This is a genomic window from Seonamhaeicola aphaedonensis (assembly GCF_003386195.1).
Classification (GTDB): domain Bacteria; phylum Bacteroidota; class Bacteroidia; order Flavobacteriales; family Flavobacteriaceae; genus Seonamhaeicola; species Seonamhaeicola aphaedonensis.
In genome coordinates this window covers 48,630-75,541 of record NZ_QRDX01000002.1, presented here as the reverse complement: position 1 = coordinate 75,541, position 26,912 = coordinate 48,630, and the positions used below count along the sequence as shown (strand labels likewise).

At 33.2% G+C, this 26,912-nt stretch carries 19 protein-coding genes; 11 read left to right on the top strand and 8 right to left on the bottom strand.

The features are described from left to right. Window positions 1-130: 130 nt before the first annotated feature. Window positions 131-1,966, bottom strand: coding sequence for a 30S ribosomal protein S1 (rpsA, locus tag DFQ02_RS04095; RefSeq protein ID WP_116039738.1), 1,836 nt, complete (start codon window positions 1,964-1,966; stop codon window positions 131-133). A 299-nt stretch (window positions 1,967-2,265) separates the two neighbouring features. Between rpsA and DFQ02_RS04090 the strand changes: the two genes are divergently transcribed. Further along, a complete protein-coding gene (locus DFQ02_RS04090; RefSeq protein WP_116039737.1) occupies window positions 2,266-2,646 on the top strand; it encodes a LysM peptidoglycan-binding domain-containing protein in 381 nt (126 codons plus the stop codon). A 21-nt stretch (window positions 2,647-2,667) separates the two neighbouring features. Here DFQ02_RS04090 and cmk read toward each other — a convergent pair whose 3' ends face one another. From cmk to DFQ02_RS04070, 4 genes are all read right to left on the bottom strand, one after another. Next, entirely contained in the window at window positions 2,668-3,378 is a 711-nt protein-coding gene (gene cmk / locus DFQ02_RS04085; RefSeq protein ID WP_116039736.1) for a (d)CMP kinase, read from the bottom strand. An 87-nt stretch (window positions 3,379-3,465) separates the two neighbouring features. Then, window positions 3,466-4,485: a type IX secretion system protein PorQ gene (porQ, locus tag DFQ02_RS04080; RefSeq protein ID WP_116039735.1), complete on the bottom strand. Its 1,020-nt coding sequence runs from the start codon at window positions 4,483-4,485 to the stop codon at window positions 3,466-3,468. Window positions 4,486-4,585: 100 nt separating this feature from the next. Next, window positions 4,586-7,036: an endopeptidase La gene (gene lon, locus DFQ02_RS04075; RefSeq protein ID WP_116039734.1), complete on the bottom strand. Its 2,451-nt coding sequence runs from the start codon at window positions 7,034-7,036 to the stop codon at window positions 4,586-4,588. A 175-nt stretch (window positions 7,037-7,211) separates the two neighbouring features. After that, window positions 7,212-7,856 (bottom strand): rhomboid family intramembrane serine protease, encoded by a 645-nt coding sequence (locus DFQ02_RS04070; protein ID WP_116039733.1) that lies wholly within the window; start codon window positions 7,854-7,856, stop codon window positions 7,212-7,214. A gap of 162 nt (window positions 7,857-8,018) precedes the next feature. Here DFQ02_RS04070 and DFQ02_RS04065 point away from each other — a divergent pair, with 162 nt between their 5' ends. Then, window positions 8,019-8,900, top strand: a complete 882-nt coding sequence (locus DFQ02_RS04065) for a lysophospholipid acyltransferase family protein (RefSeq protein ID WP_116039732.1) — start codon at window positions 8,019-8,021, stop codon at window positions 8,898-8,900. Here the strand turns inward: DFQ02_RS04065 and glmM are convergent. Then, window positions 8,897-10,285, bottom strand: a complete 1,389-nt coding sequence (gene glmM / locus DFQ02_RS04060; protein WP_116039731.1) for a phosphoglucosamine mutase — start codon at window positions 10,283-10,285, stop codon at window positions 8,897-8,899. The genes DFQ02_RS04065 and glmM overlap by 4 nt on opposite strands. A gap of 76 nt (window positions 10,286-10,361) precedes the next feature. Between glmM and DFQ02_RS04055 the strand changes: the two genes are divergently transcribed. Then, entirely contained in the window at window positions 10,362-10,961 is a 600-nt protein-coding gene (locus tag DFQ02_RS04055; protein ID WP_116039730.1) for an acyl carrier protein phosphodiesterase, read from the top strand. 32 nt (window positions 10,962-10,993) lie between these two features. Beyond that, complete coding sequence (locus tag DFQ02_RS04050) at window positions 10,994-11,794, top strand: hypothetical protein (protein WP_245940196.1); 801 nt, start codon at window positions 10,994-10,996, stop codon at window positions 11,792-11,794. Between the two features lie 6 nt (window positions 11,795-11,800). On the opposite strand, the gene DFQ02_RS04045 is transcribed toward DFQ02_RS04050, so the two are convergent. Then, window positions 11,801-12,325: a hypothetical protein gene (locus tag DFQ02_RS04045; RefSeq protein WP_116039729.1), complete on the bottom strand. Its 525-nt coding sequence runs from the start codon at window positions 12,323-12,325 to the stop codon at window positions 11,801-11,803. Window positions 12,326-12,432: 107 nt separating this feature from the next. Further along, window positions 12,433-15,816 (bottom strand): M12 family metallo-peptidase, encoded by a 3,384-nt coding sequence (locus DFQ02_RS04040; RefSeq protein WP_181896344.1) that lies wholly within the window; start codon window positions 15,814-15,816, stop codon window positions 12,433-12,435. A gap of 226 nt (window positions 15,817-16,042) precedes the next feature. Here DFQ02_RS04040 and uvrA point away from each other — a divergent pair, with 226 nt between their 5' ends. The 7 genes from uvrA to DFQ02_RS04005 all read left to right on the top strand — a co-directional run bounded on the left by uvrA (window position 16,043) and on the right by DFQ02_RS04005 (window position 26,898). Next, window positions 16,043-18,874 carry an excinuclease ABC subunit UvrA gene (uvrA, locus tag DFQ02_RS04035; RefSeq protein ID WP_116039727.1) on the top strand — a complete coding sequence of 944 codons (2,832 nt, stop codon included), beginning with the start codon at window positions 16,043-16,045 and terminating at the stop codon, window positions 18,872-18,874. Between the two features lie 20 nt (window positions 18,875-18,894). Further along, window positions 18,895-19,584, top strand: a complete 690-nt coding sequence (locus DFQ02_RS04030) for an LOG family protein (RefSeq protein ID WP_116039726.1) — start codon at window positions 18,895-18,897, stop codon at window positions 19,582-19,584. 108 nt (window positions 19,585-19,692) lie between these two features. Continuing rightward, complete coding sequence (locus DFQ02_RS04025) at window positions 19,693-22,524, top strand: gluzincin family metallopeptidase (protein ID WP_116039725.1); 2,832 nt, start codon at window positions 19,693-19,695, stop codon at window positions 22,522-22,524. Between the two features lie 170 nt (window positions 22,525-22,694). Then, window positions 22,695-25,103 carry an alpha-ketoacid dehydrogenase subunit alpha/beta gene (locus DFQ02_RS04020; protein ID WP_116039724.1) on the top strand — a complete coding sequence of 803 codons (2,409 nt, stop codon included), beginning with the start codon at window positions 22,695-22,697 and terminating at the stop codon, window positions 25,101-25,103. A 146-nt stretch (window positions 25,104-25,249) separates the two neighbouring features. Continuing rightward, a complete protein-coding gene (budA, locus tag DFQ02_RS04015; RefSeq protein ID WP_116039723.1) occupies window positions 25,250-26,071 on the top strand; it encodes an acetolactate decarboxylase in 822 nt (273 codons plus the stop codon). Window positions 26,072-26,158: 87 nt separating this feature from the next. After that, window positions 26,159-26,425 carry a DUF202 domain-containing protein gene (locus DFQ02_RS04010; protein ID WP_116039722.1) on the top strand — a complete coding sequence of 89 codons (267 nt, stop codon included), beginning with the start codon at window positions 26,159-26,161 and terminating at the stop codon, window positions 26,423-26,425. Beyond that, window positions 26,422-26,898: a hypothetical protein gene (locus tag DFQ02_RS04005; RefSeq protein ID WP_116039721.1), complete on the top strand. Its 477-nt coding sequence runs from the start codon at window positions 26,422-26,424 to the stop codon at window positions 26,896-26,898. Before DFQ02_RS04010 ends, DFQ02_RS04005 begins: the two co-directional genes overlap by 4 nt. Window positions 26,899-26,912 lie beyond the last annotated feature (14 nt).

Genomic DNA, 26,912 nt, shown 5'->3' with positions numbered 1-26,912 from the left:
CGTGTCTGGAATACAAAGGTAATGCAAAAATTTATAAGTAAAAATATAAAGTTATTGCAATATCCTAATTGCTGAAGCATAAAAAAGCCTTCATTAATGAAGGCTTTTTTATCTCTAAGTTGGAAATTTTTTATTTCTTCTTTCCATCCATTTTATCCTTAAGAGCCTGTAAAGCATCATTAGCATCACCTAATGTTGGTTTTGCTTCTGCCGCAGCAGCCTCAGCTTTTCTAGCAGCTTGCTTCACTATTTTAGCCTCTTCTGCTTTAAATACAGCAGTATGAGATGCTACAACACGTTTAAACTCTTTACTAAATTCAATGATTTTAAACGAAGCTTCTTCTCCTTTTTTAAGTTTGCTTCCGTCTTCTTTTTCTAGATGACGTGCAGGAACAAACGCTATTATATCATCATTGAATTTAACGGTAGCTCCCTTGTCTACCAACTCTTCAATACTAGCTGTATGAGTAGTATCTAAAGCGAAGTCTGTTTCGTATTTATCCCATGGATTCTCAGTTGTTTGTTTGTGACCTAAACTTAATTTACGACCTTCAACATCCAACTCTAAAACGATAACATCTAACTTGTCTCCAACAGCACAGAACTCACTTGGGTGTTTGATTTTCTTAGTCCAAGATAAATCAGAGATATAAATTAACCCGTCAATACCTTCTTCTAATTCAACAAATACTCCAAAGTTTGTGAAGTTGCGAACAATACCAGTGTGTTTAGAACCTAATGGGTATTTAGAAGTAATATCTGTCCATGGGTCTGGAGTTAATTGCTTGATACCTAAAGACATTTTACGTTCTTCTCTATCAAGTGTTAAGATAACAGCTTCAACCTCATCACCTACAGCAACAAAGTCTTGAGCTGAACGTAAGTGTGTAGACCAAGACATTTCAGAAACGTGAATTAATCCTTCAACGCCATCAGCTACTTCAATAAACGCACCGTAATCTGCAATGACTACTACTTTACCTTTCACTTTATCACCTACTTTAACCTCATCTGCTAAAGCTTCCCATGGATGTTTGCTTAATTGTTTTAATCCTAATTGAATTCTTGATTTATCTTCATCAAAATCTAGGATAACTACATTAAGTTTTTGGTCTAATTCAACTATTTCATTAGGGTGGTTAATTCTAGACCAAGAAAGGTCTGTAATGTGAATTAATCCGTCTACACCTCCAAGATCAATAAATACACCATAAGATGTTACATTTTTAACAACACCTTCTAATACTTGACCTTTTTCTAACTGACCAATAATTTCTTTCTTTTGTTCTTCAATATCAGCCTCAATAAGTGCTTTATGAGAAACAACTACGTTTTTAAATTCGTGGTTGATTTTAACAACCTTGAATTCCATAGTTTTGTTTACATACTGATCGTAATCTCTAATTGGTTTAACATCAATTTGAGAACCTGGTAAGAATGCTTCAATTCCAAAAACATCTACAATCATACCACCTTTAGTTCTGCATTTCACAAAACCATTTACAATTTCACCAGAATCATGAGCAGCGTTTACTCTGTCCCAAGCTTTAATTACTCTTGCTTTTCTGTGCGATAATACTAATTGTCCTGTTGCATCTTCACGAACATCAATTAATACCTCAACTTTATCACCAACTGCTAAGTTAGGGTTGTAACGAAACTCGTTTAAAGAAATAACACCTTCTGACTTTGCATTGATATCAATGATGGCATCTCTATCTGTAATGTGTATCACAGTTCCTTCAACCACTTCATCATCTAAAGTGTCAACAAAGTTTTCTGCTACTAATTTTTCAAATTCCTTAAGTTGTTTGTCATCAACTTCATCAATTCCTTCTTGATAATTATGCCAGTTAAACTCTTTTAAGAATTTTTCAGGATTTGCTTGAGCTTCAGATACTACTGGAGCTTCAGCAGTTTTTACTTCGGTTGCTTCAACCTCAGCTTGTTTTTCGTTTTCAGCCATGTGCTGATAAAAAATTTGTATTCTACATGCTTAGGAAAGAATTAAGCAAATAACACGTAGAAGCGTTAATTTTATTGTTGTTTCACCCCTTTTACCTTTCCATGATTTGCCAAAAGGAGTGCAAAAATACATATAATTAAACTAATAACCTAAAAATGAAAAGATAATATAAAAATTGTGACGCGTAGAGATTTTTGTGTCATATTTAGTAACAACTAAAACTGAAATTGATTTTTACAGGAAATGAATTTCGATATATTAGTAGAACAAATAAATTAAACATTTAAAATTTTATAAATATGACAGTAAAAGAAAAATATCAACCCGTTTTAGATTTGGGAGAATCTTTAAAAATTCAAAATGGTGATGTAAAAGTAGAAGGCAGCCTTTTAAAGATTAAAGGTACGGCTAATACACCATACGAAAAAAACCTTATTTGGGATAAGATTAAAGAGATTGGTGGTGAAAAACCTACCGATATCATGGCTGACATAAAAATAGCCGATGAATCTGTTTTTCATAGACACACCGTTAGAAGTGGTGAGACACTTGGTAAAATTGCTAAGCATTATTACGGAAATGCAATGAAGTACAAAGAGATTTTTGAGGCTAACACAGACATCCTGAAAAATCCAGATTTAATTTATCCAGATCAGGAATTAATTATTCCTAATTTGTAAAATCAATAAAAAAAAACAACATTAGTTGCTTTTTTTGTTCTCTTTTATTTCTAAGGTCTTTCGAACAAGCTCTAAAACCTTTTCAAACTGTTCTTCAAGTGATAGATCAGAATTATCAATTTCAATGGCGTCATCAGCCTTAACTAGTGGTGAATCTTTGCGGTTAGAATCTATGTAATCACGTTCTTGGACATTTTTTAAAACGCTTTCATAAACAACATTATCACCTCTATTAATCAATTCATTATAACGTCTTTTGGCGCGTGTCTCGGGTGAAGCAGTCATGAATATTTTTAGTTCGGCATCTGGAAAAACTACCGTTCCAATATCACGCCCGTCCATAACAACGCCTTTACTTTTTCCTATTTCACGTTGTATTGCCACCAGCTTTTTTCGTACCGCTGAAATAGCAGCTACTTTACTCACAAAACGAGACACCTCTAAACTCCTGATAGTTTTCTCAACATTTTTATCATTTAAATAAACTTCTGCAAAACCTAAACCCTTATTAAACTTAAAACTGACTTTAATCTCACTAAGTTTATCATTAAGCGTTTTTACATCAAAATAGTCTTCAGCAATGAGACCCTGATTCATTGCATACAACGTTACTGCTCTATACATAGCTCCAGAATCTACATATACATATCCTAGATGGTTGGCGACTTGTTTTGCAATGGTGCTTTTTCCAGTTGAAGAAAATCCGTCTATAGCTATGGTAATTTTATTCATTTAATAAGTTTGTGTTGGCTAAGGTACTAAAATGTGTAAGTTTGAAGTAACTTAAGTAGCTTCATGATGTAATTTTAGTCACTTTACTTAATTCAAATCAATTTGAAGTCCAAAAAAATTAGAATTTGCTGCGCTTGTGTATTTAGCATGCGTGTAACTAAAACGCATTTTATTCATTTTAATAGAAATGCCTGCCGATAAGCCTGAAAAATTTCGTTGGTCAACAATACGTAATTCTTCACCTCTTCTAAAATTATATCCCAACCTGATATTAAAACCTCCTTCGGGAAATATCTCAGCACCTACAATAGCATGTCTTATAACCTGACCCAAAAATCCCACTTTTTCACTAGATTGGTTACCACTTAAATCACTAGTTACCCGAGCTGGGTTTGGTCTGGCAATAGGCCATGTTTGTAAATTTTCTAAAGTTATATGCCACCTTATTGGCACATTCTCTAAACGTTGAGACATTCCAAAACTAACTTCAAAAGGTAAACGCTCCTGTAATCCAGCATAAGTTGTTATTTGAGTTCCTAAGTTTCTTATCACCAATGCAGCATTGAAATCCAAGTAATCATTAACATACAGCAGACCAACATCTACCGCTGCACCAAAAGAAGTATACTGCTCCAACTTAGAAGTTATAATCTTTAGGTTGCCACCCATATAAAAATCTGAATATCCTATTTGGCGAGCATATCCAAATGATAAGGCAGTTTCACCTCCAGAAAATGTTCCGGTAGCATTTCCTTGCTCATCATATCCATCAAAAGAACCATAATTGATATAGGTTATGCCTCCATGAAAAGTTTGTGTACGCCTGTCAATAGTATAAGCATATGAGGCTGTACCATAGCCAATACCTCCTAAATAATTAGTGTAATTTAAAGCTAGTTGGTTATCCATTTCAACATTGATTGTTGCTGGATTAAATAAGCCTTGAGTTACATCATAATCTACATTTGTTAACACCTTCCCTCCTAATGCAGCCTGTCTAGGCGAAGAAACCAAATTAAGAAACTGATAAGTGTGCTCCCCACCAATTTGCGCATAAATTGAGGCACTGAAGCACAAACTAAATAAAGTGATAATTTTCCTTAGCATATTTACGTTACAAAGAAAGTAAATCTATCTTAAAACGCTAGTTACAATTATTTATTTTAGAGCAAAAAAAAACCTCGATTTTAAATCGAGGTTTTTAATTTTAAAGTGTTTTTGCATTCTTTACTTTCTGATTTGTTAGTGCTATTTTAATAACATCACTCATATCCGTCACATAATGGAAAGTTAAACCTTTAAGATAATCTTCTTTTATTTCTTCAATATCTCGCTTATTATCTTCACAAAGCAGAATCTCTTTTATTTTGGCACGTTTAGCTGCTAAAATCTTCTCTTTAATACCTCCTACTGGAAGCACTTTTCCTCTAAGCGTAATTTCACCAGTCATGGCTAAACTTCGTTTAACTTTACGCTGGGTGAATAGAGAGACTAAGGAGGTTAGCATTGTAACACCTGCACTTGGTCCATCTTTGGGTGTTGCGCCCTCCGGCACGTGAATGTGAACATTGTATTTATCAAACACTTCAGGATTAATCCCATACTTATCGGCATTTGATTTTATATATTCCATGGCAATGGTTGCTGATTCTCTCATAACTTTACCCAGGTTTCCGGTAATAGTTAAACTACCTTTCCCCTTCGATAAAATAGATTCAATAAATAAAATATCACCACCAACTCTGGTCCAAGCTAAACCAGTGACTACACCAGCTACATTGTTATTTTCGTACTTGTCGCGCTCTAACTTTGGTCTTCCTAAAACCTCAATAATATCTTCATTTGATACTTTGACATTATATGTCTCTTCCATAGCAATATTTTTAGCGGCGTAACGCACCATTTTTGCTATTTGCTTTTCAAGACCACGAACACCGGATTCTCTAGTATATCCCTCGACAATCTTTTCTAACTGAGGTTTTCCTATTTTCAAGTTTTGAGCAGACAAACCATGCTCTTTTAATTGCTTTGGAAGTAAATGACGTTTGGCAATTTCAACCTTTTCTTCAATGGTATAGCCAGTTACATTAATAATTTCCATACGGTCTAGTAATGCAGGCTGAATAGATGCTAAACTATTTGAAGTAGCAATAAACATCACCTTAGAAAGGTCATACCCCATTTCTAAAAAGTTGTCATAAAACTCACTATTTTGCTCAGGGTCTAATACTTCCAACATAGCCGAAGAAGGGTCTCCTTGATGCGAGTTTGATAATTTATCAATTTCATCTAACACAAACACTGGATTTGAGGTTCCTGCTTTTTTTAAGCTCTGAATAATACGCCCTGGCATGGCTCCAATATATGTTTTTCGGTGACCTCTAATCTCTGCTTCATCACGTAAACCACCTAATGAAATCCTAACATATTCTCTACCAAGAGCCTCTGCAATAGATTTTCCTAATGATGTTTTACCAACACCCGGAGGCCCGTATAAACATAATATAGGCGACTTCATATCATTACGCAATTTCAGGACTGCCAAATATTCAATAATTCTTCGTTTCACATCATCTAACCCGTAATGATCTCTGTCAAGAATTTTCTTAGCACGTTTTAAATCGAATTTATCCTCACTAAATTCATTCCAAGGTAAATCTAAGAACAACTCCAGGTAATTACGCTGAATAGAATACTCTGAAACTTGAGGATTCATTCGCTGTAACTTGCTTATTTCTTTATCGAAATGTTTCGCCACTTTTTCATCCCAAAGCTTATCTTTGGCTCTGGCTTTCATCTCTTCAATTTCTTCATCATGACTTACACCACCTAGTTCTTCTTGAATAGTTTTCATCTGTTGGTGCAAAAAATATTCACGTTGCTGTTGACTCATATCCATTTGAACCTTAGACTGGATATCGTTTTTAAGCTCTAACCTTTGAAACTCAACATTCATATGCTTTAAAGTGGCTAAAGCACGTTGCTTAAGGTCATTCATCTCTAATAGCTTCTGTTTTTCTCCAACAGAAAGATTCATGTTTGAAGACACAAAATTTACTAAAAAAGAACTGCTTTCTATATTCTTGATGGCGAAAGATGCCTCACTAGGTATATTTGGGTTTTCCTTAATTATTTCTAGAGCCAAATCTTTGATAGAGTCTATTATAGCTGTAAACTCTTTATTGTTTAAAGCAGGTTTAGCCTCTGGTAAATCTCTAATAGTAGCATTCATATAAGGTTCCTCAGTTAAAACTTCGGCAACTTTAAAACGCTTTTTACCTTGAATAATCACGGTTACGTTGCCATCGGGCATTTTTAAAACCCTTAAAATTCTGGCTACGGTACCTGTGCTATATATTTCTTTTACTGAAGGATTTTCAACAGCCTCATCCTTTTGAGCTACAACACCTATTACTTTACTACCTTTATTAGCATCATTTATAAGTTTGATAGATTTATCTCTACCTGCCGTAATGGGAATTACAACTCCTGGAAACAATACGGTATTTCTTAGAGAAAGTATTGGTAAAGTTTCAGGTAATTCCTCTTTATTCATTTCATCTTCGTCTTCTGGTGTCATTAATGGAATTAACTCTGAATTTTCGTCAAACTCCTGAAATGACAAACTGTCAAGCGATAAAAAATTAGATTTTTTCATACATCATTATTAAGTCAATATGTCATTAAAACACATGGACTTCAATCAATTATAAAATTTTTAAGAAATTTAATTATTTGATTTTCAATAATTTAAAATAAAACCAAAATAATTATCATCTATATAGAGTCAATACTTGTGCCATAAGTAAATTTACCAAGCTAAAATTTAAAAGCTATAATTTGCCCGCTTTTTTTAGACCAAATAGCAATACAATTGGGATAGCTAGTAAACCAACCATAAGTAGATTGGCACTAAAAATCCAAGGTGCCAAAAGCAACGTAATTACATAACCTCCTATGGCTCCACCAAAATGGGCATCATGCCCAATGTTACCAATGCGCTTTTTCATTCCATAGATGGAATATAACAGATAGGCAATACCAAACACGTATGCAGGTATAGGTATTATAAAATAGAGCCCTAGAGTCATACCTGGTTGTAGTAAAATAGCTGAATATAATATTCCTGTTACCGCACCACTTGCGCCTACAGCACTATAATGATATTCATTCTTATGAAAATAAAGCGATAGTAAATTACCAAATAATAAGCTCCCTAAATAGACTAATATGAATCCGCTAGTTCCTAGATAGTCAATTACAATATTGGCAAAAAAGAATAGAGTTATCATATTAAACAACAAATGTTGCATATCTACATGCAAAAAGCCTGCGCTAAATAACCTTATTTTTTCACCTCTTTGAATTGCACCAATATGAAACTTATACTTATCTAAAAAGCCGTAATCATTCAAGCCTTTTAATGAAACCATAACATTAGCTGCTATTATTATAATTGTTATACCGTCTAAATTCATATTATGTGAATGTTTGAAATTAAATTAACATACCTTAATTGAGTAAAAAACTAGATTTGATTATTAAAAGCTATCTGTTAATTTGGTTTTACTTTAGTCTGCTCTTCATTTGCAAATGATTTTTTTCATTTACTTTTGCGCTTACAAATCTAAAATTAATTCATGCAATTTCTAGTATATATTGTTGTTTATCCACTTTTGTGGTGTATTTCTAAACTTCCTTTTAAATTGCTTTATTTACTTTCAGATGGGTTATTTTTTTTACTTTATTATATCATTGGATACAGAAAAACAGTAGTTACCAACAATTTAAAATTAGTTTTTCCAAATAAATCTGAATCTGAAATTACTACCATAAGAAAGAAATTTTACAAACATTTATGTGATATGTTTTTAGAAATGGCCAAAACTATGTCCATTTCAGAAAAAGAATTAAAAAAACGCTTTTTAATTATTAACCCAGAAGAATTTAAAAGACTAGAGGCACTGAATAAAAGTATTATACTCATATTTGGACACTACGCTAGTTGGGAATGGGCTATCATAGTGCAACAATACATTAATTTTAAAGGATTTGCAGTTTACAAAAAACTGGCTAACAAATATTTTGATAAGTTGGTAAGAGATATACGTACCAAGTTTAAAACTGATTTAATAAGTACCAAGGAAACTATAAACATAATCACTAGTACTGAAGCAAAAGGCGTTAAGAGTATTACGGGTTTTTTAAGTGACCAATCACCTCGTGTTTCAAAAGAGGTTTACTGGGGTAAGTTTATGGGTATTGATGTGCCTTGTTTTACTGGAGCAGAACGATTAGCAAAAAAACTAGACTTTTCAACGGCTTACCTAAAAATAACTAAGATAAAACGAGGTTTTTATCAAGCTGAAATTATTACACTAGCTGAAAATTCAAGGGAATACCCAGACTACAAACTAACGGATTTGTTTCTTACTGAAGTTGAAAAACAAATACACGAAGCGCCTGAATACTATTTCTGGACCCACAAACGCTGGAAACACAAAGACAAAAAACCTAACTAACTATTGGCTATGGCCTTTAATTCCCAAATAAATTTATCTGCTAATTCATCTGCTTCTAACTGAGATTTAGCCTCAGTATATATTCTAATGATTGGTTCTGTATTACTTTTACGAAGGTGCACCCAATTATCTGGAAAATCAATTTTCACACCGTCAATAGTAGTGAGTTTTTCATTTTGATACCTGTTTTCTATCTCTTTCAAAATGGCATCAACATCCAAATCTGCCGTCAATTCAATCTTCTTCTTACTCATAAAGTAATTAGGATACGTTTTTCTAAGTTCACTAACAGAAATATTTTTATCGGCCAACAAACTTAAAAATAGAGCTACCCCAACCAAGGCGTCTCTCCCGTAATGAGATTCCGGATAAATAATGCCACCATTACCTTCACCACCAATCACCACTTTATTCTTCTTCATAAGCTTCACAACATTAACTTCACCAACAGCACTGGCCTCATAAGTCCCGCCATATTTTTCAGTAACATCCTTTAGAGCCCTGGTAGAACTCATATTGCTTACCGTATTTCCTGGCGTTCTACTTAGCACATAATCTGCACAAGCTACTAGTGTGTATTCTTCACCAAACATTTCTCCGTTTTCATCCATAAAGGCCAACCTATCAACATCAGGGTCTACCACTATTCCAAAATCTGCCTTATATTTTTTTACGGCTTCAGACAAATCAGTTAAATGCTCTTTTAAAGGTTCTGGATTGTGTGGAAAATGTCCGTTAGGTTCACAATGTATCTTTATCACATCTACGCCCAATCGTTCTAAAAGTAAAGGTATAGCAATTCCTCCTGTAGAGTTAACTCCATCTACAACCACTCTAAACCTTGCCTGCTCAATGGGTTTAACCGTTACTAAAGGTAAATCTAGAACTTCAATAATATGTAGATCTATGTAAGCATCATTTTTTGTTATCTTTCCTAAACTATCTACATCTGCAAAATTAATGGTATTACTTTCTGCAATCTCTAAAATTTTTGCGCCTTCAACGGCATCTAAAAACTCACCTTTTTCATTTAATAATTTTAGTGCATTCCATTGTTTAGGGTTATGACTTGCTGTTAAAATAATACCACCATCAGCATGTTCCATAGGTACTGCAACTTCTACTGTAGGTGTTGTTGAAAGACCCAAATTAATTACATGAATACCTTGACCTACTAAGGTGTTCATAACTAAATTTTGAATCATTTTCCCAGAAATACGAGCATCTCTACCAACCACCACACGGTAATTTTCTTTGTTACGCTGCTGCTTAATCCACTGCCCATAGGCCGCAGCAAATTTAACAGCATCAATGGGTGTTAAATTTTCTCCAACCTGTCCTCCAATGGTTCCTCTAATTCCTGAAATTGATTTTATAAGTGTCATAGTTTTCAATCTGATTTCTGCAAACCTACATATTTTTTTTAGCTTAACTTAAAAAATCAATTCGTACTTTACGCAAATGAATTACCTTGCCCACATTTACCTTTCAGGAGATAATGAATTAATTACTATTGGAAACTTTACAGCAGATGCTATTAAAGGTAATAAATACAAAAACTACCCAAAAGAACTACAAATTGGAATACTCTTACATAGGCATATTGACAGCTTTACCGATGCTCATAAAACAGTGAGACTAAGTACCAAACGCTTGCATAAAAACTATGGGCATTATGCTGGAGTTATCGTAGATATTTTTTATGACCATTTTTTAGCCAAAAACTGGAGCAACTATTCTAATATTCCTCTTAAAGATTATGTCGAGAATTTTTATAATTCTTTAGAGGCTAATTTTGAAACACTCCCCCAAAAAGTAAAACACATGGTGCCTTATATGATAAATGGCAATTGGTTATTAAGCTATGCAGATATTGATGGTATTCAAAAGGTTTTAGATGGCATGAATAGACGTACTAAAAACAAGTCTAAAATGAATATGGCTATAAACGAATTACAAGAGTATTACAATGAATTTGAAAGTGAATTCACTTCGTTTTTTAAAGAATTAATAGACACTTCAAACAAAAAACTTCAAGAGTTAAATAAAACTTTTTTGTGACCAAATACTAGTTTTATAGATTAACTAAAAGTATGATTACCAATCATCGAGTAGAAAACGCAACCATCGGTTTTTATAAATTTTGTTTTAGACAATCATTAGTATTTAATAACTTAGAGCCAGTATTAGTCGATAATTACAAGTTTCTGAAATTTAAAAAAACATATAAGATTATTGTTGGGGTTGTTATATTTTTCACCTTACCTACACTCCTGCTTTTCTGTTTTTTGTATTTTAAGTATCATGAACCTTTACCTAATGGTTCAAAAGGAAAACAAGCTGATGATTTAGCTGCCAAAATGCTTGTTGCAATTAATTATGAAGCCTTTATTGCTACAGATGTTTTTGAATGGACCTTTAAAAATAGACGACATTATAAGTGGGAAAAAAGAAAAAATATTTGTGAAGTATATTGGGAACAATATAAAATTAGTCTAGACTTAAATGATAGTAGACAGCACAAAGCATACGTTCACAGTTTTAAGGTTGATGGTGATTTAGCAGAAAAACTCATTAAAAAAGCTATAAAGTATTATGAAAATGATTCCTTTTGGGTGTTTGCGCCTTATAGAGTTTTTGATGAGGGTGTAAAAAGAGAACTTATAAAAGATGATTTATTAGTAACCTATACCAACGGTGACTCTTACTTGTGGAATCTAGATAATGATGGTATGCCCATTAGCTTTAAAATGTGGACTTCTGAGTTTCCTATTGATGGTTTAGAAGTTTTATGGAGTAATTGGAAAACTACCGAAACAGGAGCAAAACTACCTACGCTTATTAAACTGTTTATTTTTGGGACAGAAATAAGCGATATTAAAGGAACGAGCTAAACAAGTTTACTTACTACTTTGCCCTACAAAATTATGAGATTTCGATTTAAAGAGGATATTAAAACTGGTTAAACTACCATAAATTCTAGTAATATACTGTTGTAAATCTATTTTTCCTTGCTCATCTAATTCACTTGAATTAATACGCTGCTCCATAACACGCAATCTATCTCTCACCATGGTTATTTTATGAAAAAACTTATCTATTGGTAGTTCATAAGGTTTTAAACTTTCATCAGCAGGTTGTAGTATAATTTTTCCTCCCTTAAACTTATCTGCAATTGGCACAATTTCTGAAACATCACTCCATTTTTTTAAAATATCAACTAAACTGGACTCTATATCAAAAAAACTAACGGTGTCTACGTCATCATACGCTGCTTCAATAACCTCAAATTCACTATCTAAATCAATTGTTTCTAATCCTTTATCAATAAAAGTCACCCAATAATGCTGTGATGTAACATTGGTAACAACACCTTTTCCGTATTCTGGATGATCTATCCTTGAGCTTATTCCTAATAATTTCATGTCGATATTTTATTTAAATATTTATACAAGTATAATGATTTACTGCAATATAATATCAATAAAAAAGCCACCTAAACAAGGTGGCTTTTAACTATTCGATTAAATATTTAATAATCCAACAAAATCAATTTACGAGTCTGTGTTTGCTGCCCTGGTACTTCAAAAGTCAAAAAATACATGTTGCCTCCACTTAACTTACTTGTATCTAACATGATAAAGTTTTGCTTATAATAACTTTTACTTTGAAGCTTTTTACCCAAAACATCATAAAAGGTAACCTTGACTTCATTTACCATATTAGTCCACCTTACGTAAACTTTACTTTTACTTGGATTTGGATATAACACTAAATTATTATTGTCAATATTTCCTAAAACTTCTGGCAGACCCTCTAGAGCAGGAGCAATTGGTGCATCACTACAGTATGAAATATCGCTTAGTGAAATACTTAAATCGGTGTTGTTATTACCAGTACCATCGCTTAAATGTACTGATATAATCTGTACAGCTCCTGAAATAGAGATTTCAGCATTCACTCCATCAAAAATTCCGTATTCAATAGTATTATTATTTTCATCAACATAAGTAACTTCAACATACTCTGAATATCTATTAGATTTCTTTCCTCCTGTAATTTGGTCTACATCAGAAATGCTAAACGAAACATTAGAAACAATTTCAGTAAAATCTACACTTACAGAACTAGATCCGTTCCCTGAGTGAGTCAATGGGTTAGAATTGAATTGTGTTGTAACTATATTTTCACATCCATTTGCCGTATCACAATCATCTGGTACACCATCTCCATCACTATCTACCCTATCATCTCCTTCAGGACAAATATCACAACCATCTGGAACCGTATCTCCATCACTATCGATATTATCATTATAACCTGGGCACATATCATTTTCATTACAAATACCATCCTCATCAGTATCTGGACAACCTTCATTATTCCAAGGCTTACAATAGTTTATAGTGCCAAGGGTTATATTCATGTTTCCGTCTGTATTGCCTGAATAAATATCTTCTAACTCTACAGTAATACTATCTACCTCTCCTGCAATATTAACATTTACAGATGACGTACTTGAAAAAGTACCATAAGTGACTTTAACATTGTCTCCAAATATAAAATAGACTGTTACCTGTTCAATATATCTACTAGCAGGTTTCCCTCCTGTTTTAGAATTAATACCAGAAATTGTGAAAGTAGCACCTCTACTACCCTTAGGCAAATAAATGGTTGCTTCTGCTATACCAGATCCTGAATGACTCAAGCTAACTACTGAAAAATTTTCTACCGCTGAATTACAATCATCACAATCATCTGGGATACTATCACCATCTATATCAATTCTATCATCTCCATTAGGACAAACATCTAAGGCATCACAAACACCATCTAAATCACTATCATCGGTTGGAGTACCAACACAATTACAATCGTTATCATAAGCATCATTAATTGTGCAATCATTACCATCATCACAAGTTCCACCTGGATAAATGGTTATATCATTATCGTTACAATCGGTGTTGTTAGATACATATCCTGTTGGAGGCGTACAGTCTTCTAAGGTATTATTAGGGTCTCCATAGCTATCTCCATCAGCATCGGCATAGTACGTTTGAACAGTTAAATCTTCATCTATAATACCATCACAATCATTGTCTTTACCATCACATATTTCATCTGCTCCAGGGTAACTTAGACTATCAGAATCGTCACAATCTTTATTATTTTCAACATAATCATTAGGTTGTGAACATGCTAAAATAGAAGTGTTTAGATCTCCAAAACCATCTCCATCAACATCGGCATAATAAGTGCTGTTATTATCAACAATGGTCACAGAGTCTGAAATTGATTCATTTCCGTCGTTTACAGTAACTGTGTAAAAACCTGGTTCAAGGTTAGATATAGAAGCACTCGTAGCTCCATTACTCCATGAATAACTATAATTACCTGTTCCTCCGCTAGCAGCAACACTAGCTGCGCCATCATTACTTGAACCACAAGTAACATTGGTACTAGAAACTTCGGCTAAAAGTGGACCCCCAACACAGGCAGAAAGACATGTAGCATTAGCAACCCTGTTTCTGATAAGGTCTCCTGGTTGCTGCCCAAAACCCAAACTTAAATCTATACCAACACTATTCAAGTGACAATAGCTCATAACCGTCCCCCCTTCTGAAGGGATAATATTATTAACGTTATCAAAACAGGGAGAAAAAGCTTGAGCATCATCTAGATTATCAACAATATTATCCCCATTGTCGTCCCTACCATTAGTCATGTAGTAAACGTTTCCACAATCATCAATAACTGTATTATCTCCATTCCATTTACAACTGTGAGTATGTGAAGATCCTAGGTTATGACCAATTTCATGGGCTAATACCATAACGGTCCAACTATAATTGGGAATATCATTATAACTTGTACCTATACCACTTACACCCACGCCGTAGGTCTTATTACATAAGACGTTCAGGTAAGCACGACCACCTGAAACTTCGGATGATTTTATAATTAAATGCGCTAAATCACCATTATAATTTCCTGACAACTCATCTCTAAATTGTGTTAAAATAGAAGATGTATCTGTTCCTGGATAAGGGTCCACTACATCCCAAACCACCAATTCATTAATTGACATATTGATAGATTCATTGGCATATAGCAAAATAACTTGATTAAATGCACCAGTAACATAATTTGTAACAGCTTCAACACTTCCATAGTGCTCATACATAGAATAATCCGTTTCCAAATACATTTTTACACAATTACCGGAAGACAAACTGCTACTTGATTCTACCTTTTCAATTGATGACTTATGCATGTGTTCCGACTCATCAGGGGTTGAACACTCTAGATCAAATTGTTCTCTTATATCTTTATTTTCATAAAGAATATGGTGTTTGTCCAGATTGTTTCTAATCTTACCTAAATCATAGGACTTTCCAAAAACCTTTAAATTCCCCACTATTTCATCACCATAAAAACTTATGGCCACCATGGATTGAGTATCACCTTTTACAATACCCCAATAATGAGCACCCTTTTTGTATTCAATGGGTTTATTCCGATCTGTACCTTTATAAACCTTAAATTCATCTGTTAAAACTTTTGATTTAACAAGTTGTAATTCCAAAGAACTACCTTTTACATAAGGTAAATTCATGACCATTCTTTCTGATTTTTCAGAAACTATTTCAGCAACAACATTATCATCAAAAGAAAAGAATAATGCCTTGTTTACATCAATTCCTTTCTCAACTTGTCTCTTAGCTTGAGAGGGCACATTATTCAATCTACTAATGGGTTTTTTAGGCTCTGTTTTGTCAAAAAAAGATGCCTGAGAACTCACCTTTTCGTAAGCAGCTGAACGGTTTTGGGCATTAGCTAAAAAAAAGGATAACAATGTTAAGAGAAGTACACAGGTTTTTGTGTTAAAACCTTTTAAGTAATGTTTTTCCATAATAAATTTGGGGTTTGTTAACAATTTCGAATGTATAAACCACATTAAGTAAGTCCAAAATTTTTCGACAAAACACTTATAACGTATTCAAAACAAACACGATAGACATTTAATCGATGATTTATGTAGTAAATCAATAGCCATAAGAACAAAACATTGTGGTTATGGAATAAAGTCCGCTTCCTTTTAAAATTTAATAATTGTAACTTTGCACTTTTGCCTATTTATGAGCCATTTTGACAATTTTATTGAAGTAAAAGGTGCGCGGGTACACAACCTTAAAAACATAGATGTTTCAATTCCTAGAGAAAAACTTGTTGTTATTACTGGGCTTTCTGGTAGCGGAAAATCATCTTTAGCATTTGATACTATTTATGCGGAAGGTCAGCGTCGGTATATTGAAACATTTTCGGCTTATGCCCGCCAATTCTTAGGTGGCTTAGAACGACCTGATGTTGACAAAATTGATGGTTTATCTCCAGTGATTGCCATTGAGCAAAAAACAACCAGTAAATCACCCCGATCTACCGTTGGTACCATTACCGAGATCTATGATTTTATGCGCCTTTTATTTGCTCGCGCCAGTGATGCATACAGTTATAATACAGGTGATAAAATGGTAAGTTACAGTGATGAGCAAATAAAAAAACTTATCATTAATGATTTTTCGGGTAAACGCATTAATATTCTAGCACCCGTAGTTCGTTCAAGAAAGGGGCATTACAGAGAGCTATTTGAGCAAATAGGAAAACAGGGGTTTGTTAAGGTAAGAGTAAACGGTGAAATTGTTGATATTATGAAAGGCATGAAAGTAGACCGTTACAAAACCCACGATATTGAAATTGTTATTGATAGATTAGTTGTAAATGATAATTTAGATACAGATAAGAGACTTACAGAAACTATTAATACTGCTATGTATCATGGTGATGATGTACTTTTAGTAATTGATCAAGACACTAAAAAGGCGCGTTATTTTAGTAGAAATTTGATGTGTCCATCATCAGGGATTTCATATCCCAATCCTGAACCGAACAATTTCTCATTCAACTCACCAAAAGGAGCTTGCTCCACTTGTAATGGTATTGGCGAATTACACAAGGTGAATATTAATAAAATAGTTCCTGATGAATCACTTTCTATAGCCAATGGCGCCATTGCTCCACATGGGCCACAAAAAAACAGTTGGATTTTTAAACAATTTGAAACCATAGCAAACCGTTTCAACTTTAAATTATCAGATCCCTACAAAAGCATTCCTCAGGAAGCTAAGGACATGATTCTTTATGGTGGCAACGAAAAGTTTTCAATTGAAAGTAAAACGCTTGGCGTTACCAGAAATTATAGTATTGATTTTGAAGGTGTAGCCAATTTTATTGAAAACCAGTATGCGACAGCTGAATCTACTTCTTTAAAACGATGGGCAAAAGGCTATATGGATAAAATTAAATGTCCAGAATGTGAGGGAAGTCGATTAAAAAAAGAATCGCTTTATTTTAAGATAAACGATAAAAACATTGCGGAACTAGCTCATAAAGATATAGTGGAATTAGCTGAATGGTTTAATGAATTAGAAAACCATTTATCAGAAAAACAATTTACCATTGCCGAAGAAATCTTAAAAGAAATTAGAGCTAGACTTCAGTTTTTATTAGATGTTGGATTGGATTATCTATCCTTAAACAGAAGTTCAAAATCTTTATCTGGTGGGGAAGCACAACGCATTAGGCTGGCAACACAAATTGGGTCTCAATTAGTTGGAGTACTTTACATTTTAGATGAGCCAAGTATTGGCTTACACCAACGTGACAATGAAAAACTTATCAATTCTCTAGTATCGCTCCGAGATATTGGGAACTCCGTTATTGTGGTTGAACATGACAAAGACATGATTGAACGTGCAGATTACGTTATAGACATAGGCCCGAAAGCAGGAAAACACGGTGGTGAAATTATTAGTACAGGTAACATTGATGAACTTAAAACTCATCACACTTTAACTGCCGATTATCTTAACGGCACAAAAGCGATTGAAACCCCTAAAAAACGGAGAATAGGTAATGGCACGTTTTTGGAGTTAAATGGGTGCACGGGTAATAACCTAAAAAACGTATCTGTAAAATTTCCGTTAGGTAAAATGATTGGGGTGACAGGAGTTTCAGGCAGTGGTAAATCTACACTTATTAATGAAACGCTCTACCCTATTCTTAATGCATATTACTTTAATGGCGTTAAAAAACCTATGCCCTATAAAAGTGTAAAGGGTTTAGAAAATATTGATAAAGTTATTGACATTAACCAAAGTCCGATTGGGCGAACTCCAAGAAGTAACCCCGTAACATATACAAAAACATTTGACGAAATAAGAAGTTTATTTGCCAAAATTCCTGAGGCAATGATACGTGGTTATAAAGCTGGTAGATTTAGCTTTAATGTAAAAGGAGGACGCTGTGAAACCTGCCAAGGAGGTGGTCTACGTGTTATTGAAATGAATTTTTTGCCTGATGTTTATGTAGAATGCGAAACTTGCCAAGGTAAACGCTTTAACAGGGAAACTCTTGAAATTAGATACAAAGGAAAATCTATTAGTGACGTTTTAGACATGACTATCAACGAAGCAGTTGCCTTTTTTGAGCACATTCCAAAGATTTATAAAAAACTTAAAACAATTCAGGATGTGGGCTTAGGCTACATCACTTTAGGCCAACAAAGCACAACTCTTTCTGGTGGTGAAGCACAACGCATCAAATTAGCCACAGAACTAAGTAAACGCGACACTGGAAACACTTTCTATATATTAGATGAACCAACTACCGGTCTTCATTTTGAGGATATTAGAGTACTCATGCAAGTTTTAAACAAACTTGTAGACAAAGGCAATACGGTGCTAATCATTGAGCACAATTTAGATGTCATAAAGACGGTTGACCATATTATTGATATTGGCTACGAAGGTGGCAAAGGAGGCGGACAAATTGTAGTTGAAGGCACCCCAGAAGACATTGTAAAACACAAAAAAAGCTACACGGCTAAATTCCTTAAAAAAGAATTACATTAGCTTATAAAATTAATTTTGATATGAGAAAAGAACTGCGCCATAAAGGTTGGAATGAAATAAAGACAAACGATTCTTGGGCTATTTTTAAAATCATGGGTGAATTTGTCAATGGTTTTGAAAAAATGAGCAAAATTGGTCCTTGCGTTTCAATTTTTGGTTCAGCCAGAACAAAACCAGATAATAAATATTATAAGCTAACTGTTGATATTTCAGAAAAAATAGTGGAAGCTGGATATGGTATTATTACTGGTGGAGGACCCGGAATTATGGAAGCTGGGAATAAAGGGGCTCATCTAGGAGGAGGAACGTCTGTTGGATTGAATATAGAATTACCATTTGAACAACATGACAACCCCTATATTGATCATGATAAAAGTTTAGATTTTGATTACTTTTTTGTTCGTAAAGTTATGTTTGTAAAATATGCGCAAGGATTTGTAGTTATGCCTGGTGGTTTTGGAACTTTAGATGAATTTTTCGAGGCACTAACCTTAATCCAAACACATAAAATTGGCAAATTTCCAATCATTCTAGTTGGAACAGATTTCTGGGAAGGCTTGTTAGATTGGGTTAAGAAGACCTTACTAGAGGAATTTGGAAATATAAGTCCAAAAGATTTAGATCTTATTCATTTGGTAGATTCTGCAGATGAAGTTATAACCATACTAGATAATTTTTATAAAGAGTCTCAGTTAAGTCCTAACTTCTAGATTTAGGAATTTAACCTGTTTATTTGTTTAATAGCTGCAAACGTTCAACACTTATTTTTATATTATTTGCCTTTAAATGAATTTTAACCTCAATAATGTTTTTTTAATTTGAATTATCGTCTAATAAATTGCCTAATTTTCAGCTTAATATGCTTTTATAGCTTTGGTCAAAACAAAATTGACCTCAAGGCAATTTTTGATGTTGAAGACAAAAAGATTAAGATTTCTCAAACTATTCAATATCAAAACACTTCACAGGATGAGTTGCAAATTATATACTTAAATAATTGGGCAAATAGTTATGCTACGAAAAACACACCTTTAGCACAACGCATTGCCGATGAATATATTAATGATTTTCATTTAGCTAAAAATGAAGATAGAGGTTATTCTATAGTAACCTCCATCAAACAAAATAATGAAGATGTGGCTTATTGTGAGCTTGAAAAGCACCCAGACGTTCTAAAAGTTACTCTTAATAAACCTCTAAAACCAGGAGATTTTTATATTTTAAGTTTAGAAAATATTGTTCAATTACCTAGTGCAAAATTTACAAAATACGGCATGACAGATATTGGAAATATCAATTTAAGGTATTGGTACATAACCCCTGCAGTATATAATGGCCAGTGGCAATATTATAGTAATAAAGATTTAGATGATTTATACATCCCTATAGCCGATTTAAATTTTGAGATAAATTTTCCTAACGGATATTTTATAACCTCCGAATTAAATACAGGAATACACACTCAAAATTCTAAAACGCAAACAATAAATCTTCATGGTTTAAATAGAAAAAGCACGAAACTTTTTTTAAGTAAAACTAAAGATTTTAAAACCATTGAAAATGAAAATTTAGCTCTGGTATCTAGTATAGATGACGAAGGTTTAGAAGTAATAGATAAGATATTAATAATAGAAAAAGTTTTAGGATTTTTAAACAAAAACATTGGTAAGTACCCACATGAAAGACTCCTACTCAGTCAAATTGATTATGACAAATCACCTATTTATGGTTTAAACTTTCTTCCCAAATTTATTAAGCCATATCCTAACCATTTTCAATATGAATTGAAAATACTAAAAATTGCACTCCTTAACCATTTAGAGAACACCCTTTTACTTAACCCCAGAAAAGAACAATGGCTTACAGACGCCATTCAAATATACTTTGCCATGAAGTATGTTGATGAACACTATCCTAATATGAAGTTTTTGGGAACCATTGCTGACATTTGGGGAGTTCGCTCGTTTCATATAGCTGATATGAAATTTAATGATAAATACTCATTAGCATTCATGTTAATGGCAAGAACCAATAGAGATCAAAAACTAACCATGGCTAAAGATTCTCTTTTAAAATTTAATGCTAATATATCCAGTAAATACAAAGCAGGTGTTGGCTTAAGGTATTTAGACGATTTTATTAATCACAATGTTGTAGAAAATAGCTTAAACAACTTCTTAAAAGAGACTAAACTTAAAGAAACTTCAACTAAAAATTTTGAGAAATACATAAAATCTAAAACAAACAAAAACATTGATTGGTTTTTTAATGATTACATAAACACCAGAAAAAAAATCGATTTTAAAATAGGGAAGGTTATCAAAACTGAAGATTCTGTAACGGTCACCATTAAAAACAAACGAGATAATAGTATGCCTATATCGCTTTATAGTTTAAAGGATGACAGCATTATTTCAAAAAAATGGATTGAAAACATTACTAACCGTAAAACCATTACTATTCCTACAAATGAAGCCAATAAACTTGTTCTAAACTATAATAAAGTAATTCCTGAGATAAATGTTAGAGATAATTGGAAATCTTTAAAAGGCTTCTTTTTTAACAATAAACCCTTTCAATTTAGAGTGTTTCAGGATATTGAAGATCCTCATTACAACCAAGTATTCTTTATGCCTGCTGTAGAATTTAACAACATTTATGATGGATTTACTTTAGGAACAAGAATATATAATAAAACAGTACTTAGAAAGCTGTTTAACTATAGAATAGAACCGCAATATGCATTAAACTCTAAAACACTTACAGGCTCTGGATTTGTTTCAAATACGCATTATTTTAACAATACAAACCTATTTAATCTTACCTATGGCATTGCTGGAGGTTATTCGTCATATGCGGAAGATCTTTTTGTTAGACAAATTACACCATCAATAATATTTTCTTTTAGAAAAGATGATGACTTTCGTTCAAATGAAAGACAGTCTTTAACATTTAGGTATATTGACATTAAAAGAGACAGAGATCTAAATAATATCCTAACCTCCAACGAACCAAATTATGCCATATTTAATGCTCGTTATGTATACTCAAACGACAACCTGATAGATTTCAAAAAATGGTATGTAGATTATCAGGTAGCTAAGAACTTTAACAAAATTAGCTTTAACTACGAGTATAGAAAACTTTTTGAAAGCAACAGACAGATAAATTTACGTTTTTTTAGTGGCGCATTCCTTAAAAACAATACTGACGTAGATTCTAACTACTTTAGTTTTGCCCTTGACAGACCAACTGATTATTTATTTGATTATGCCTACTTGGGTAGATCTGAATCATCTGGGATTTTTAGTCAACAATTTATTACAGCGGAAGGTGGTTTTAAATCGAAACTAGACTTTCCTTTTGCCAATCAATGGATTAGCACATTAAATGCTAGTACCACACTTTGGCGATATATTTTGGCTTATGGAGACATTGGACTGGTTAAAAACAAATACGATTCTGCCCATTTTGTTTATGATTCTGGCATACGTCTAAACTTAGTAACAGATTACTTTGAAATTTACTTTCCGGTATATTCAAATTTAGGTTGGGAAATTACACAACCCAACTATGATCAAAAAATTAGATTTAAATTCACAGCAGACCCTGAAGTCTTGTTAGGTCTATTCAGGAGGCGTTGGTTTTAAAATCAATGTTTTTAAAAAATTATTACTTATGTATTGTTAAATATGAAAAATTATTTTTTTTTTAAGTGTTTTTCATTTATTTTTTAATAATCATCAATAACATACCTTTTAATATAATTGCAAAAAACGTAAAGTTTAGCTACTTTTGCGTGAGCCAAAAACCTTGACTTATGCAAGAGATTCCTGATTTAAGAAACATATCATTTGAAGATTTTAAAGCAGAAGTAATCAATGATTACAAAATAGCCTTTAAAAGTAGAGAATGTAGTTTATTAGGAAGACGTGAAGTGCTAACAGGAAAAGCTAAATTCGGCATTTTTGGTGACGGTAAAGAAGTACCCCAATTAGCCATGGCCAAAGCCTTTAAAAGAGGTGATTGGAGGTCTGGGTATTACCGTGACCAAACTTTTATGATGGCTTTAGGTGAACTTAATGCTGAGCAATTTTTTGCTGGTCTTTATGCTAATACCAATATAAAACAAGAACCCATGTCTGCCGGAAGACAAATGGGAGGGCATTTTGTAACGCACAGTTTGGATGAAAATGGTAATTGGAAAGACCTCACTAAACAGTATAATTCCAGCGCCGACATTTCTTGCACAGCAGGTCAAATGCCTCGTTTATTGGGGTTGGCACAAGCATCAAAAATTTATAGAAAAGTAAAAGGAATTAAGTCCAACAACTTTTCTGTAAATGGTAATGAAGTTGCTTGGGGAACTATAGGAAATGCCAGTACTAGCGAAGGCTTATTTTTTGAAACTATAAATGCTGCAGGAGTACTTCAAGTCCCTATGGTCATTAGTATTTGGGACGATGATTATGGCATTTCAGTTCATGCTAAACATCAAACCACAAAAGAAAATATTTCAGAAATCTTAAAGGGGTTCCAACGTGATAATGAAAGTAATGGCTATGAAATATTACGAGTTAAAGGTTGGGATTACGCAAACCTTGTTGCTACTTTTCAAGAGGCCAGTGATATAGCAAGAGATGAACACGTGCCTGTTTTAATTCATGTTACAGAACTTACCCAACCTCAAGGGCATTCAACTTCAGGTTCACATGAACGTTACAAAAGTGCCAAACGTTTAGAATGGGAAAGACAACATGATTGTAACTTAAAAATGCGCGAGTGGATTATTGAAAGTGGTATTTCTTCGAATGAAGCTCTTGTTGAAATTGAACGCATTATAAAAAGAGAGGTAAGAGAAGCAAAAAAGAATGCTTGGAATACATTCTTAAGACCTATTTTAAAAGACAAAACAGATTTGGTTTCATTGTTAACACAATTAGCCTCTAAATCTACCAATGGTGTGTTTATTTCCAAATTAAAAGACAACTTAGTAACTATAGACGAACCAACAAGAAAAGATATACTGTCACATGCTAGAAAAGCGTTAAGGTATACCATTGGAGAATCAACTATTGAAAAACAAAATTTATCTGAATGGATAGATTCTTATTTTGAAGTAACTCAACCTAAATTCAGTTCTCATTTATTCTCAGAAACTGCACACTCTAATACGCGTATAAAAGAGGTAAAACCTACCTACGATGATAATGCCCCACAAGTTGACGGTAGAATTATTTTAAGAGATAATTTTGACGCTATTTTTAGCAATCACCCAGAAGCATTAGTTTTTGGTGAAGATACTGGAAACATTGGAGACGTTAATCAAGGACTAGAAGGTTTACAAGCAAAATATGGTGAACTCAGAATTGCAGATACGGGCATTAGGGAATCTACTATTATTGGTCAAGGTATTGGTATGGCCTTACGCGGATTAAGACCTATTGCCGAGATTCAGTATTTAGACTATATCCTATATGCTATGCAAACTATCAGTGATGATTTAGCTACAACCCATTACCGTACCAAAGGAAAACAAAAAGTACCTTTAATTATAAGAACCCGTGGACACAGACTTGAAGGCATTTGGCACTCAGGTTCACAAATGGGTGGGATCTTGCATTTGGCCAGAGGCGTTAATTTATTAGTCCCAAGAAATATGACTAAAGCAGCTGGCTTTTACAACACCCTATTACAAGGTGATGATCCTGCTATTGTAGTTGAATCTCTTAATGGTTATAGACTAAAGGAAAAAATGCCAAACAATCTAGGGTCTTTAAAAACACCTATTGGCGTTGTAGAAACCGTTAAAGAAGGAACAGATATCACCTTGGTATCTTATGGTTCTACTTTACGTATTGTTGAAAAAACCGCCAAGGATTTGCTGACTATAGGTATTAATGCTGAAGTTATTGATGTGCAGTCCTTACTGCCTTTTGATTTGAATCATGATATTGTAAAGAGTATTGAAAAAACAAATAGGCTCATGATTATTGACGAAGATGTTCCTGGTGGTGCATCGGCTTATATTCTAGATGAATTATTAAGCAATCAAAAAGCATTTCAATATTTAGACAGTGAACCAAAAATGTTAACGGCAAAAGCACATAGGCCAGCCTATGGAGATGATGGTGATTATTTCTCTAAGCCATCTGCCGAGGATATTTTTGAAGCGGTTTACGGTGTAATGCATGAGGCTAACCCTGCAGACTTTCCTAAATTAAGATAATTATAATACACTTCTAAGCCTTTCATAAACGAAAGGCTTTTCTGTTGATCCAGATTTAAATATTTTAATAATCTTGGAATTGACTTTACCGCATAAAATAACTAAATTCGTTCATCTGTCTTTTTATCAACTTAACAAATCAAATTATGAAATTTACATTTAAACTTGCAGTGTTAATACTAGCTATAGGAGTGTTGTTATCATGTCAAAATAAAACTGAAAAAACTGAATCGGCAAATACAATTATTAATGAAATCCCATCTATTAATCATGATGCCCAAGACACTTTTTATCAATACTCTATTTGGTTTGCCTTTGTTAATAAAGTTTTTGATGGTAACCTTACGGTAAAAGAACTTAAATCACATGGTGATGTTGGTCTAGGCTCTTTTGATTTTTTAGATGGAGAATTGGTTATGCTTGATGGTATAGCCTATAGAATTAGAGAAAATGGAGAAATTAGTGTTGGTAAAGATGACGACCAAATTGTGTATGCAGATGCTGCTTTTTTTGAAAAAGAAGATAGTTTTCTTGTTGAAGAACCCATCAAATTTACCGATTTAGCCTCAAAATTAGATGCCAAGAAAAAATCACCTCACTACTTTTATATCTACAAAATTCATGGTCAATTTAAACACATTAAACTAGGAGGAGTTCCTAAAGTTGAAAGACCATTTACCGATGGATTGGATGTTTTAATACCCAACAGACCTGTATTTGATGCCGAAAATATATCTGGAACTTTGGTTGGCTTTTACTGTCCAGATTACATTGGTGATATAAACGCGAGAGGTCATCATTTTCATTTTATAAGTGATGACAAAAAATGGGGAGGCCATGTTATGGATTTTGAATCTTCTTCTGCCTTAGAAGTTCAAACAGATACCAAAACTAAATATAAATTTGATTTACCAGTAAGCGAAGAATTTGAAAATGTAGACCTAAGCAAGACATTTCATTACAACTAAAAATAATATACCAGATCTCTTAACATTAAACCTTTCATTTAATTTGAAAGGCTTAATGTTTATATTTATAGCTTAATAAACAATTTAATGAGCAAAGAATCCAATCTAATTACAAGAGATTGGCTAGCTATAGAGCGAACCAAACTTGCCAACGAAAGAACCTTTTTAGCCTATTTTAGAACCTTCATCGTGTTTTTGGGAACAGGAATAACCATTATGAAACTTGAATTCTTCTCTGAGTTAAAAGCCTTTGGTATAGTCCTATTAATAATATCTCCAATCATTTTGGTAATTGGTTTAATACGATTATTCTATGTAAAAAGGATTATAAAAAAACACTATAAAGTGAAATGAAAGCAGTCTCAGTTAAAGAAATACGACAAGAACTCAATGAGCTTTCAAACAAAGAGTTACAAGATATATGTTTAAGGCTTTCAAGGTTTAAAAAGGAAAACAAAGAACTACTTACATATCTCTTGTTTGAATCTCATAATGAGGCTGGTTACATTGAGAGCGTTAAAAAGTATATAGATGAAGAATTTGATATCATCAATAGAGACAGTTATTACTACATCAGAAAAAGTATGAGGAAGATTTTAAGAAACACAAAAAAATATGTTAGATATTCCCAAAACAAAGAAACCGAAGTGGAGCTCCTCCTCTACTTTTGTAAAAAACTAAAAGACTTTAAGCCAAGTATAAACAGAAGTACTCAATTACAAAATATGTATAACCGTCAGTTTCAATTGGCTAAAAAGCAACTATCAACATTACATAATGATTTACAGTATGATTTTAATAAAATCATAGAGGATTTGAATAATTAACAAATCCATACGTA